Annotated in this window: 9 protein-coding genes and 1 pseudogene; 6 read left to right on the forward strand and 4 right to left on the reverse strand. The window is 70.5% G+C overall.

Translation table 11 applies throughout. The features are described 5' to 3' along the window. Positions 1-8 precede the first annotated feature (8 nt). On the forward strand, positions 9-1,049 hold the full coding sequence (locus IE212_RS06060) for a helix-turn-helix transcriptional regulator (protein WP_190196668.1): 1,041 nt from the start codon (positions 9-11) through the stop codon (positions 1,047-1,049). Here IE212_RS06060 and ctaD read toward each other — a convergent pair. Next, a pseudogene (gene ctaD, locus IE212_RS06065) lies at positions 1,048-2,859 on the reverse strand (aa3-type cytochrome oxidase subunit I); the annotation flags it as partial. The gene IE212_RS06060 and the pseudogene ctaD overlap by 2 nt on opposite strands. A 162-nt stretch (positions 2,860-3,021) precedes the next feature. Here ctaD and IE212_RS06070 point away from each other — a divergent pair. After that, the gene (locus tag IE212_RS06070) at positions 3,022-3,237 is read left to right on the forward strand and encodes an I78 family peptidase inhibitor (protein WP_190196669.1); all 216 of its coding nucleotides are present in this window, start codon (positions 3,022-3,024) and stop codon (positions 3,235-3,237) included. A gap of 89 nt (positions 3,238-3,326) precedes the next feature. Here the strand turns inward: IE212_RS06070 and IE212_RS06075 are convergent, their stop codons facing one another. Next, the gene (locus IE212_RS06075) at positions 3,327-4,322 is read right to left on the reverse strand and encodes a phosphatase PAP2 family protein (RefSeq protein WP_190196670.1); all 996 of its coding nucleotides are present in this window, start codon (positions 4,320-4,322) and stop codon (positions 3,327-3,329) included. A gap of 227 nt (positions 4,323-4,549) precedes the next feature. Then, positions 4,550-5,719, reverse strand: a complete 1,170-nt coding sequence (locus IE212_RS06080; protein ID WP_190196671.1) for a putative hexosyltransferase — start codon at positions 5,717-5,719, stop codon at positions 4,550-4,552. A 262-nt stretch (positions 5,720-5,981) separates the two neighbouring features. On the opposite strand from IE212_RS06080, the gene IE212_RS06085 reads away from it, so the two are divergent. Together IE212_RS06085 and IE212_RS06090 are read left to right on the forward strand one after the other, a co-directional pair. Beyond that, the gene (locus IE212_RS06085; protein ID WP_190196672.1) at positions 5,982-7,583 is read left to right on the forward strand and encodes an MFS transporter; all 1,602 of its coding nucleotides are present in this window, start codon (positions 5,982-5,984) and stop codon (positions 7,581-7,583) included. 254 nt (positions 7,584-7,837) lie between these two features. After that, the gene (locus IE212_RS06090) at positions 7,838-9,028 is read left to right on the forward strand and encodes an acyl-CoA dehydrogenase family protein (protein ID WP_190196673.1); all 1,191 of its coding nucleotides are present in this window, start codon (positions 7,838-7,840) and stop codon (positions 9,026-9,028) included. A 36-nt stretch (positions 9,029-9,064) separates the two neighbouring features. On the opposite strand, the gene IE212_RS06095 is transcribed toward IE212_RS06090, so the two are convergent. After that, complete coding sequence (locus IE212_RS06095; RefSeq protein ID WP_190196674.1) at positions 9,065-9,502, reverse strand: cell division protein SepF; 438 nt, start codon at positions 9,500-9,502, stop codon at positions 9,065-9,067. Positions 9,503-9,793: 291 nt separating this feature from the next. Here IE212_RS06095 and IE212_RS06100 point away from each other — a divergent pair, with 291 nt between their 5' ends. Both IE212_RS06100 and IE212_RS06105 read left to right on the forward strand, forming a co-directional pair. Continuing rightward, positions 9,794-10,984 (forward strand): DUF5685 family protein, encoded by a 1,191-nt coding sequence (locus IE212_RS06100; protein ID WP_190196675.1) that lies wholly within the window; start codon positions 9,794-9,796, stop codon positions 10,982-10,984. A gap of 163 nt (positions 10,985-11,147) precedes the next feature. Then, the gene (locus IE212_RS06105; protein WP_190196676.1) at positions 11,148-12,053 is read left to right on the forward strand and encodes a S1 family peptidase; all 906 of its coding nucleotides are present in this window, start codon (positions 11,148-11,150) and stop codon (positions 12,051-12,053) included. Positions 12,054-12,280 lie beyond the last annotated feature (227 nt).

Below are 12,280 nucleotides of genomic sequence, written 5' to 3' on the forward strand. Positions count from 1 at the left end.
TCGCCCCCATGTTGGAGACCTCCGCACGCCTGCTGCGTCTGCTGTCCCTGCTCCAGGCCCACCGCGAGTGGTCCGGCGCCGACCTGGCCGAACGGCTCGGTGTCAGCGCCCGCACCCTGCGCCGGGACGTCGACCGGCTGCGGGGGCTCGGCTACCCGGTCAACGCCAGCCCGGGCACGGGCGGCGGCTACCAACTGGGCGCCGGCGCCGAGCTGCCGCCGCTGCTCCTGGACGACGACGAGGCCGTGGCCGTGGCGATCGGCCTGCGCACGGCCGCCGGGCAGGGCATCGAGGGCATCGGCGAGACCTCGGTCCGGGCCCTCGCCAAACTGGAACAGGTGCTGCCCGGCCGGCTGCGCCGCCGCGTGAGCGCCCTCAACGCCTTCACCGTGCCGATGCTGCGCGGGCCCGTGCCGGACGCCGTCGACCCGGCCGTGCTGACCGAGCTCGCCCACCTCTGCCGGGACACCGAACGGCTGCGCTTCGAGTACCGCGGCCACGACGGCACCACCAGCCGCCGCAGCGTCGAACCGCACCGCCTGGTGTGCACCGAACGCCGCTGGTACCTGGTCGCCTGGGACCTCGACCGGGCGGACTGGCGCACCTTCCGCGTCGACCGCGTCACGCCCAGGCCACCCCACGGCCCGCGCTTCGTACCGCGCGAGCCGCCCGCGGAGGACCTGGCCGCCTACGTCTCCCAGGGCGTCTCCACGCGCGTGTACGCCACCCACGCCGTGGTACGGATCCTGGCGCCCCTGGAGGAGGCCGCCACCCGCATCTCGCCCAGCGCCGGCGTGCTGGAGGCCGAGGGTCCGGACAGCTGCCTGCTGCGCTGCGGCGCCGGAAGCCTCGACGTGATGGTGATCCACGTGGTGATGCTGGGCTTCGAGTTCGAGGTGCTGGAACCGGTGGAGCTGATCGACGCGATCAGGAGGACTCGCGACCGGCTTGATGCCGCGCTGGCTCGGGCTGCGACGTCACCGCCGCGTACTGCGGATGACGCAGGTCGAACGCCGGCGACTCCGACCGGATCCGGGGCAGCGTCGTGAAGTTGTGCCGGGGCGGCGGGCACGAGGTCGCCCACTCCAGCGAACGGCCATAACCCCAGGGGTCGTCGACCTCCACCTTCCGGCCGTACCTGGCGGTCTTCCACACGTTGTAGAGGAACGGCAGCGTCGACATCCCGAGCAGGAACGCGCCGATCGTCGAGACGGTGTTGAGCGCCGTGAAACCGTCCGCGGCGAGGTAGTCCGCGTACCGCCGCGGCATGCCCTCGGCGCCCAGCCAGTGCTGCACCAGGAACGTGGTGTGGAAGCCGGTGAACAGTGCCCAGAACTGGATCTTGCCCAGCCGTTCGTCGAGCATCTTCCCGGTGAACTTGGGCCACCAGAAGTAGAAGCCGCCGAAGATCGCGAAGACGACCGTGCCGAAGACGACGTAGTGGAAGTGCGCGACCACGAAGTACGAGTCCGTCACGTGGAAGTCCATCGGCGGCGACGCCAGGATCACCCCGGTCAGCCCGCCGAACAGGAACGTCACCAGGAAGCCCGTCGCCCAGAGCATCGGCGTCTCGAAGGACAACGAGCCCTTCAGCATGGTGCCGGCCCAGTTGAAGAACTTCACACCGGTCGGCACCGCGATAAGGAAGCTCATGAAGGAGAAGAACGGCAGCAGCACCGCACCCGTGGCGAACATGTGGTGCGCCCACACGATCATCGACAGACCGGTGATCGCCATCGTCGCGCCGACCAGCGTCAGATAGCCGAACAGCGGCTTGCGGCTGAAGACCGGGATGATCTCCGTGATGATGCCGAAGAACGGCAGCGCGATGATGTACACCTCGGGGTGGCCGAAGAACCAGAACAGGTGCTGCCACAGGATCGCGCCGCCGTTGGCCGCGTCGAAGACCTGCGCCCCGAACCGCCGGTCCGCCTCCAGCACCAGCAGAGCCGCCGCGAGCACGGGGAACGCCATCAGGATCATGATCGACGTGAACAGCGTGTTCCAGACGAAGATCGGCATCCGGAACATCGTCATGCCGGGGGCGCGCATCCCGATGATGGTGGTGACGAAATTGACCGCGCCGAGGATCGTGCCGAAGCCCGACAGGGCCAGCCCCATGATCCACAGATCGGCACCGAGACCCGGCGACCGCTCCGCGCTGTTGAGCGGGGCGTAGGCGGTCCAGCCGAAGTCCGCCGGACCGGAGGGCACCAGCAGCGAGCCGAGCACGATCAACCCGCCGAACAGGAACAGCCAGTACGAGAACATGTTCAGCCGCGGGAAGGCGACGTCGGGCGCGCCGATCTGCAACGGCATCAGCTCGTTGGCGAAGCCCGCGAAGCTCGGCGTCGCGAACAGCAGCAGCATGATCGTGCCGTGCATCGTGAACGCCTGGTTGAACTGCTCGTTGTCGATGATCTGCAGGCCCGGACGGGCGAGCTCGGCGCGCATCAGCAGCGCCATCGCCCCGGCGATCAGGAAGAACACGAACGAGGTGACCAGGTAGAGGTGGCCGATCTTCTTGTGGTCCGTCGTCGTCAGCCAGTCGACCACCACCCGCCCGTGCCGTGTGCGCGGCTCGTGCGGCGTCGCCGCCTGTACGGTCTGCGTCCCCATCGCTCGCTCGCCCCTTCGCTCATCGCGTACCGGGCCCGCCGTAGCCCGCGCCACCCGTACCCGCGGGCCCACGCCATGATGCGCGCGGCGCAGCCCGCTACGGCAGGGCGCGTACCGGCCTCTTCCCGCCGAAGCCATGCATTTCCCGAGCGGCGCCGACTGGGCGGACTCCGTCCGGCATCGGAATGGAACGGGCCCCTCAGGCGCTTCTTCCGGAACTTTCCGCCGGGCTTTTCCCATGGGGTCACAGGACGCGCGGAATTCCCTGTGGAATGCCTGCGGAAGGCCTACGGAACCGCTCGTCCGTGTGACGGAGAACCCCCGAAACCACTGGCCTGATCTTGTGACAGAAGCGTGACAGGAAGAGGACAGGAGAGGAACAGAGGGAGGTAGCGTGGCGGCATGGCACCGATTCCGACACCTGACGCGGAACCCGACGACACGCCGGACACCTATGTCGGCCTGGAGGCCGACCGGGCCGAACGCCTCGCGCGTGAGCGCGGCTGGTCGACGGTGCGCTCACTGTCGCCGGGGACGATCATCACCATGGAGTACCGCGTGGGCCGGCTGAACTTCGAGGTGAAGGGCGGCCGGGTGGCGCGGGCCTGGAAAGGCTGAGAGCGGGCGAAGGCCCCCGGTTCGCCGTGGAACCGGGGGCCTTCGCCGTGCCGGGGGCGGGCACTCCGGCCCTCCGCCGTCCGGCCTGGTCAGCCGCCCGCCAGGGGGCGTGTCGTGGAGGACGAGCCGCGTGGGTGCCGCTCCGGGTGCGGCGGGCGGCGGCTGCCGGCCGGGGTGGTCGGCGTGCGCTCGGAGCGGGCCGTGTGGGGACCTGGCGCCAGGTAGGCAGGGGTCCGGGGCGAGCGGGCCGCGACGTCCTCCCGGTCGCTCGGCAGCGGCGTGATCACCACGGGCGGTGCGCCGACCGGGGTGGCGGCGGGCGCCGCACGGCGGGCGCGCCGGCGCTCGCGCAGGTCGAAGATCACGGCCTCGGAACGGGCGATCAACGGCTCGAACCACGGCAGGGCGAGCAGGATGAGCAGGCCCGCGGCCCAGCCCAGGAGCACATCGCTCAGCCAGTGCGTACCGAGGTAGACGGTGGCCATCCCGACGCCGAGCGAGGTGACGGCGGAGACGGCGGACAGCCAGCGGCGCGCTCTCTCGGTGGAGGCCATATAGGCCAGGATTCCCCAGGTCACCACGGCGTTGGCGGTGTGACCGCTCGGAAATATATCGCCGCCGCGCCACATCTCGTTCGAGCCGATCACGGTCGCGTAGTGCGGCCCCAGGCGGCCCATGCCGTACTTGGCGGCGCCGACCGTGACGTTCAGCAGCAGCAGCGAGACGCCGAGCGCGAGCAGGGGGCGCAGGGTGTGCTGCCGCCAGGAGCGCCAGCCCAGCCAGGCCGCGACCATCACGGCGGTCGGGCCGCGCTGGCCGAGGACCACGTAGTAGTCGACGAACCAGTGGATCTCCGACCACTGCTGGTACGGCCGGAAGAACATGACCTGCCAGTCGAGCCGGACAAGCCAGGACGTGATCACCACGGCCCACACGATCGCGCCGTAGAAGACCAGGGTCGCCGCCAGGAGCACGATGCGGTGCCTGCTCATCTTCGGCTGATCGATGAGGGCCGGTCGTTCCGGCTCACGATCCAGCCGGGCGAACACCCGGTCCAGACGGGTGAGCTTCGGTTCGTTACGCACCCAATCGACGTTACAGCGAGTGAGCTCAGATCCCGGGTGAATCAACGGCTTTGTGATGACGATGTGATGTGGGATTCCTCTCAGGAGGAGGTTTATTTCCAGCGAATCTGCAATCGCCGGGTGCTGTGGCCTTCAATTCCTTTGATCATTCTGGACGCGGGTTTTGGTGTGCTTTTGAATTCGTTCACCCTGGCATGGCGCGGAATTCCCCTGTCGCTCACAGCGGGTCAGGGTGGACCGGAGCCGTTCAGCCAGAACGCCCCGTACCCCGCCGACAGGACGGCCATGGACCCGAGCACCAGCGCTGACCTGCGCAAACGCAGCCGGGCCAGGGTCAGGGCGAGGGGCAGCAGCAGTGGGAAGGCGGGCAGCAGCAGGCGCGGTTTCGAGCCGAAGTAGCTCGACGCGCAGAGCGCGAGCGCGGTCACGACGCCGCTGTAGACCAGCAGCGGAAGCGGCTGGCGCTGACGTACTCCGGCCACATACAGCCAGACGGCTGACGCGACCCCGAGAACCAGCCCCACGCCGGCCGGGGCCGACGGGAACGACGTGAACTTCTCGCCGACGAACCGGGCGAACGCGTAGCCCCCGTCGAACCCGTTGCGCCATCCGGCCTGTACGTCGAGATAGCCGAGCGGACCCCCGCCGGTGCGGTGACCGACCCACAGGACGTACCCGGCGGTGCCGAGGGGCGCCAGCAGCACGCCGAGGACGCGGCGGGCACCGGGGCCCGGGCCGGGCGCGACACCCGCGCGCCGGTCCCGTACGAAGGAGCCGATGGCCGCCACCCACACCGCCGCGGCCACCGCCATCCCCACCGGGCGGGTCAGACCCGCCAGCAGGGCCAGCGCGCCCGCGGTCACCCAGCGGCCGGTCAGCCCCGCGTACAGCGACCACGCGGCGAGCGCCGTGAACAGGGACTCGCTGTACGCCATCGACTGCACGATCCCGACCGGAAGCACGGCCCACAGCAGCACCGCGCACACCCCGGCCCGGCGCCCGTACACATGGTCGGCGACCGCGAAGATCCCCCAGGCCGCGGCGATCGAGGCACCCAGGCTGACGACGAAACCGCCGTCCGCGTACGACAGCGGGGACACCGCCGCCAGCAGCCGCTCCAGCCAGGGCAGGAGCGGGAAGAACGCGAGGTTGGAGTGCACGTCCCCGTTCGGCAGGCGCACCTCGTACCCGTAGCCGAGTTCGGCGACCCTGGTGTACCAGAGCGCGTCCCAGCGGGCGGTGAGCAGCGTGTAGGCGCTCTTGTCGCGTGCCGCGCTCCACAGGGCCAGGGCGACGAGGCCGAGGGCGCGGACGGCCGCGTACCCGAGGAGCGCCGGAGCTGCCCGGCGCAGCGCCCCGGCGCGGGACGGAGCCGCACGCGTCTCAAGATCGGTCACGGGCCCGATTATCGACCGGGGCCGGAACCGCCCGGCCGCCCGGTGCGTGATCGAGGAGGAAGGAAGTGGCGTACGCCACATCCTTCCGCCGGACGGGTGAGAGGTCCGCCACTAGGCTCCGTCCCGGACTCGCGTACCCTGACGTGTCACTCGCTTTTCGCTTGCGCGGGCCGGAGACCACCGCTCCTCTCCGGCCGAGCCGCGGGGGCGTCCCCACCCCGTGAGCCCGCCGATCGCGAGGGAACATCTGGGAGGTACGTACATGTCCGGGACGACCACGGCCGGCGCTGCGCTGCGCCGTCGGGCGGCCGGGGCCGGTGCCAACCGCTGGGTGGTTCTCGTCGTCCTCTGCGTCAGCCTGCTGCTGGTCGCGGTCGACGCCACCGTGCTGCACGTGGCGGTCCCCGCCGTCAGCGAGGACCTGAGGCCCGGCGGGATAGAGCTGCTCTGGATCGTCGACGTCTACCCGCTGGTCTGCGCCTCGCTGCTGATCCTGTTCGGCACCCTGGGCGACCGCGTCGGCCGCAGACGGGTCCTGCTCCTCGGGTACGCGCTCTTCGGCCTCGCCTCCGGCATGGCGGCACTGGCCGACAACGCCCAGGTGCTGATCGTGGCGCGGGCGCTGCTCGGAGTGGGCGGCGCGATGATCATGCCCGCGACCCTGTCGATCCTGCGTCAGGTCTTCCCGGAGCGGCGTGAGCGGGCGCTCGCCATCGGCATCTGGAGCGCCGTGGCGGCGGTCGGTGCGGCGGTGGGGCCGCTGCTTGGCGGATTCCTCCTGGAGCACTTCTGGTGGGGTTCGGTCTTCCTCGTCAACATTCCGTTGATGCTGGTGAGTCTCCCGGTCGGGCGGCTGCTGCTGCCCGAGTCGAAGGGGGACGGCACCGGCCCCTGGGACGTCGTCGGCGCGCTGATGGCGGCGACCGGGCTGTTCGGTGTGGTGCTCGGCGTCAAGCGGCTCGGGGGCGGGGAGCCGGTGTGGAGCATGTTCACGCTGGTGCCGCTGGTGGTGGGCGCGGCGCTGCTGGCCGGCTTCGTACGGCGGCAGCGGCGGCGGGCACACCCTCTGGTGGATCTCAGGATGTTCGCGCGGCCGGCGTTCAGCACGTCCGTCGGGTGCATCGTGCTGGCGATGCTCGCGCTGGTCGGTCTGGAACTGATCGCGGCGCAGTACCTCCAGCTGGTGCTCGGTCTCTCTCCGCTGGAGACGGGGCTGCGGCTGCTCCCGCTGACGTTCGCCGCGATGGCGGCCGGGCTGGCGGGGGCGCGGCTGCTGCGGCGGTTCGGGCCGCGGCGGATGGTGTGCGCCGGGTTCTGTCTGACGGCGTTCGCGGTCGTGCTGCTGACGGCGATGGGCCGCACGGACCAGTGCGCGCTGATGCTGGCCGCGTTCGTGCTGCTGGGCTTCGGGCTGGAGACGACGCTGTTCGGGGCGTACGAGTCGATGCTGAGCGAGGCGCCGCCGGAGCAGGCCGGTGGGGCGGCGGCGATCGGGGAGACGTCGTACCAGCTGGGGGCGGGGATCGGGATCGCGCTGCTCGGCAGCGTGATGAACGCCGCGTACGCGCCGGGGCTGTCGGGCGTGCCGGGCGTGCCGGAGTCGGCCTCCTCCTCTGCGGGGCATTCGCTGGGGGAGGCGTACGAGGTTGCCGCGCAGCTGGGCGGGACTGCCGGGGTCGCTCTGCGGCATGCCGCCCGGGACGCGTTCGTGCACGGGCTGCATGTGACGTTGCTGGTGAGTGCGGGGTTGTTGCTGCTGGGGGCGGTGATGGCGTTGCGGTTGCCGCGGGTGATGCAGTGCGAGGCGGCGCCGGTGGAGGTGCCCGCGCAGCGGGGCGCCGAGGAGTCGCGCGTCTCGGTGTGAGCCGCCCACCCGCGCACCACTCTTAACCGTTCGAGTGAAGGGTCAAGGTCGCCAGTGGGTGGCACGCCCCGTCGGCGGCTGGCGGCGGTGGAGCGATCGGCGGCGCGACGGCACGGTGCCAGCGGTCGCCGGCCGGCCTCCACCCCCGCCGGCGACCTCCGGTGTCAGTTGGCGGCTATGGGTGGTGCGTGGGTGTGCCGAGGCCGTAGCGTCTGACTAGCGCTGCTAGTTAAAGAGTTTCGGAGGGTGTCGAGATGTCCGGTTCGCCTAAGCTGCCTCCCTTCGACCCCGCCGACCCCCTCGGCCTCGACGACCTGCTGGAGCCGGAGGACCTGGGGATCAGGGACACCGTGCGTGCCTGGGCCGCGGACCGGGTGCTGCCCCATGTGGCCGAGTGGTACGAGAAGGGCGAGCTGCCCGGCGTCCGGGAGCTCGCCCGGGAGCTCGGTGGGATCGGTGCCCTCGGGATGTCCCTCGACGGGTACGGGTGCGCCGGTGCGTCCGCCGTGCAGTACGGGCTGGCCTGTCTGGAGCTGGAGGCCGCCGACTCCGGGATCCGGTCCCTGGTGTCCGTGCAGGGCTCCCTCGCCATGTACGCGATCCACCGGTTCGGCGGCGAGACGCAGAAACAGCAGTGGCTGCCCTCGATGGCCTCCGGCGACGTCATCGGCTGCTTCGGGCTCACCGAGCCCGACCACGGCTCCGACCCCGCCTCCATGCGGACGTACGCCAAGCGCGACGGATCGGACTGGATCCTCAACGGCCGCAAGATGTGGATCACCAACGGCTCGGTCGCCGGTGTCGCCGTCGTGTGGGCGCAGACCGAGGACGGGATCCGCGGGTTCGTGGTGCCGACCGGCAGCAAAGGGTTCTCCGCGCCGGAGATCAAGCACAAGTGGTCCCTCAGGGCCTCCGTCACCAGCGAGCTCGTCCTGGACGACGTCCGGCTGCCCGCCGACGCCGTCCTGCCGGAGGTGACCGGCCTGCGCGGGCCGCTCAGCTGTCTGTCGCACGCCCGGTACGGAATCGTCTGGGGCGCCATGGGGGCGGCGCGCAGCAGTTTCGAGGCCGCGGTCGACTACGCGAAGTCGCGGGAGCAGTTCGGGCGGCCCATCGGCGGCTTCCAGCTCACTCAGGCCAAACTCGCCGACATGGCGGTCGAACTGCACAAGGGGATTCTGCTCGCCCACCATCTGGGGCGGCGCATGGACGCCGGCCGCCTGCGTCCCGAGCAGGTCAGCTTCGGCAAGCTCAACAACGTGCGCGAGGCGATCGAGATCTGCCGCACCGCCCGCACCATTCTCGGGGCCAACGGGATCTCGCTCGAATACCCCGTGATGCGGCACGCGACCAACCTCGAGTCGGTGCTCACCTACGAGGGCACCGTCGAGATGCACCAGCTCGTGCTGGGCAAGGCGCTCACCGGGCTCGACGCCTTCCGGTGACCCCGCGCGGAGGCAGGGCCGGTGAGCGGCCCTGCCTCAGCTCTGGTTGAAGAAGCCGTCCGTGCGGTGCCCGCCCGGGTCACCGTTCACGATCTCCGTGTGGGCGGGGGTCAACAGGAAGACCCGGGTCGACACCCGTTCGATGGAACCGCGCAGGCCGAAGATGAGCCCGGCCGCGAAGTCGACCACGCGCTTGGCGTCCGCGGCCTCCATCGCCGTGAGGTTCATGATGACCGGCACGCCCTCACGGAACAGCTCGCCGATGGCGCGCGCGTCCCGGAAGCTGTCCGGGGTCACCGTGCCGATGCGGCGGCCCTTCTCCTCGGCGACGTCCGAGGCCACCTTGACGCGCGGATCGGTGACCCAGGCCTCCCCGGGCTCGGTCCCGTCGGAGTAGTCGTCGTCGTAGTAACGCTCGTCTTCGTTGTCGTCGACGAGGCCAAGCCAGGCACTTGCCTTGCGTACCGATCCCATGGACGCCTCCTCTCACAGCGGTCTTTCTCGCATTCCGCACCCCTATCGTCGTCCATGATGCGGATGCCGCGCCAAGTGGATAGACGCCGCGCGGGGGGTTTGTGACGGTACTGGTGCACAGCGAATCCGTCGAGAGTCCGTGTGTCCCAAGGGTCGTTTCCCAAACGGCTGCTGACTGTGAGTGAAATATGATTCTTCCCGGCGTACGGGTGACGGGCAGGGCGTACGGGTGAATGCGCGGACCGATACGATGCCGCAGCTCAGCGTCGCAGCGAAGTTCGGGGGAGCGTCGTGTTCGGAATCGTCAGGCCCTGCAGGCACCGTCTCGGGGAGAAGCTCGGCGAACAGTGGATGGCGCATTTGTGCGGACTGTGCCTCGCACTGCGTGGTGACCACGGACAGTTCGCTCGAATAGTGACGAACTATGACGGGCTTCTCATATCGGTTTTGACGGAGGCTCAGACCGGACCGGACAAGGCCGCACGGCGTACGGCCGGGCCCTGTCCGCTGCGCGGTATGCGGACCGCCTCCGTCGCACACGGCGAGGGAGCCCGGCTGGCCGCGGCCGTGTCCCTGGTGCTGGCCTCGGCGAAGGTGCGCGACCACGTCCTGGACGGCGACGGGCTGTTGGCCCGCAGGCCGGTGGCGCGCGCCGCCCGCCGGGTCGCCGCGGGCTGGGACGCGGCCGGCGCCCGCACCGGCACCGCCGTGGGCTTCGACACCACTGTCCTGGTCGACGCGGTGGACCGGCAGGCCGGGATCGAGGCGCTCGCCGGGCCGGGGACGCCGCTCCTGACGGTGACCGAACCGACCGAGACCGCCACCGCCGCGGCCTTCGCGCACACGGCGATCCTCGCGGACCGACCGCACAACGCCGAGCCGCTCGCCGAGGCCGGCCGGCTCTTCGGACGCCTCGCGCACCTGCTGGACGCCGTGGCGGACCGTCACGCTGACGCCGTGTCAGGCGTCTGGAACCCGCTCGCCGCGACCGGCACCTCCCTGACCGAGGCGCGGCGCCTCGCCGACGACGCGGTGCACGGTGTCCGGCTGGCGCTGCGGGAGGCGGAGTTCACCGACGGGCGGCTGGTGCACCGGCTCCTCGTGCACGAACTGCGCACCGCCGTCGACCGCGCCTTCGGCACGTCCGTCTGTGCCCACATCCCCGCACCGGAGGCGGCCGGCCCCTACGCGCCGCCCGGCACCGGCACGCCGGGCGGCCCCGGTGCACCGACCCCGCCGGGGCCGCCGCGCGGCACCCGGCGCGGCCTGCTCGCCGGGTGCGCGGTGTGGCTCGGGCTCGCCTGCACCTGCCAGATGTGCTGCGGCACCTATCACGACCCGTGGTCGGGCGAGCGCAAGGAAGGCCACTGCAGCACCTGCGACTGCAGCGGATGCGGGGACTGCTGCAGCTGCTGCGAGTGCGGCGGAAGCTGCTGTGAGAACTGCGGTTGCGACGGCTGCGACTGCGGTTGTAACTGTTGACGGCTGAAAGGCCCTCTTGCGCCTACCGGCCGTTCGGCCGAATACTCCCCCCAGCGCTTGTCAGGGGCACGGCGTGTTCGAAATCCGGACAGCCGGTCTCAGGCTGCGCCTCACGGGCCCGACCCCACGAGGGCCCCCGACTTCCTTTGTGGAGGAACGAAAAGTGAGGATCAAGCGCACCACCCCGCGCAGTGGCATCTCGAGACGGACCCGGCTGATCGCCGTCTCCACCGGCCTCGTCGCCGCTGCCGCGATCGCGATCCCCAGCGCGAACGCGTCCGACACCACCGCCACCTTCAGCGCCGCCGAGCTCAAGAGCGCAAGCGGCTCGTTGCTGAAGGCCGACATCCCGGGCACCGCCTGGGCCGTCGACAGCAAGACCAACCGGGTGCTGCTGACCGTCGACAGCACGGTCACCCAGGCCGAGATAGCGAAGATCAAGCAGCAGGCCGGCGCCAACGCCGACGCGCTCACCATCAAGCGCACGCCCGGCAAGTTCAACAAGCTGATCCAGGGCGGCGACGCCATCTATGCGAGTAGCTGGCGCTGCTCCCTCGGTTTCAACGTCCGCGCCAGCAACGGAACCGAGTACTTCCTGACCGCCGGTCACTGCACCGACGGGGCGGGCACCTGGTACTCCAACTCCAGCCGCACCACGGTCATCGGCTCGACCGCCGGCTCCAGCTTCCCGGGCAACGACTACGGTCTCGTGCGCTACAGCGGGTCCGTCAGCAGGCCGGGTACCGCGAACGGTGTGGACATCACCCGCGCGGCCACCCCGAGCGTGGGCACCACCGTCATCCGCGACGGCTCCACGACCGGTACGCACAGCGGCCGTGTCACCGCTCTCAACGCCACCGTCAACTACGGCGGCGGCGACATCGTCTCCGGCCTGATCCAGACCACCGTCTGTGCCGAGCCCGGTGACTCCGGCGGTTCGCTCTACGGCAGCAACGGTGTCGCGTACGGCCTGACCTCCGGGGGCAGCGGCGACTGCACCTCCGGTGGTACGACGTTCTTCCAGCCCGTCACCGAGGCGCTGAGCGCGTACGGCGTCAGCGTGTACTAGAACCTGACGGGCAAGCGGTTCGCAGGGTTTTGTGCCCCCGCACGTACTGTGTGCGGGGGCCTTCCTTTTGTGCGGATCACCCCTTGTCGGGGCACTGGTCGGAGTTGGGTTGAGGGGTGGTTTTCGGCCACGCGGATTCCTCACAGCGTGCACACAAGCTACTCACGCGTAATGTTTGCGGTGTGAACGTGGGGGAGTTGGGTCCGATTTGACCTTGAGCGGTCACT

Origin of the sequence: Streptomyces djakartensis (genome assembly GCF_014651075.1) — a bacterium.
Classification (GTDB): domain Bacteria; phylum Actinomycetota; class Actinomycetes; order Streptomycetales; family Streptomycetaceae; genus Streptomyces; species Streptomyces djakartensis.

What these genes read in the sequence shown, in the direction of transcription:
- IE212_RS06060 (WP_190196668.1), top strand. Translation starts at nt 9, where the DNA reads ATGTTGGAGACCTCCGCACGCCTGCTGCGTCTGCTGTCCCTGCTCCAG.
- IE212_RS06070 (WP_190196669.1), top strand. Translation starts at nt 3,022, where the DNA reads ATGGCACCGATTCCGACACCTGACGCGGAACCCGACGACACGCCGGAC.
- IE212_RS06085 (WP_190196672.1), top strand. Translation starts at nt 5,982, where the DNA reads ATGTCCGGGACGACCACGGCCGGCGCTGCGCTGCGCCGTCGGGCGGCC.
- IE212_RS06090 (WP_190196673.1), top strand. Translation starts at nt 7,838, where the DNA reads ATGTCCGGTTCGCCTAAGCTGCCTCCCTTCGACCCCGCCGACCCCCTC.
- IE212_RS06095 (WP_190196674.1), bottom strand. Translation starts at nt 9,502, where the DNA reads ATGGGATCGGTACGCAAGGCAAGTGCCTGGCTTGGCCTCGTCGACGAC.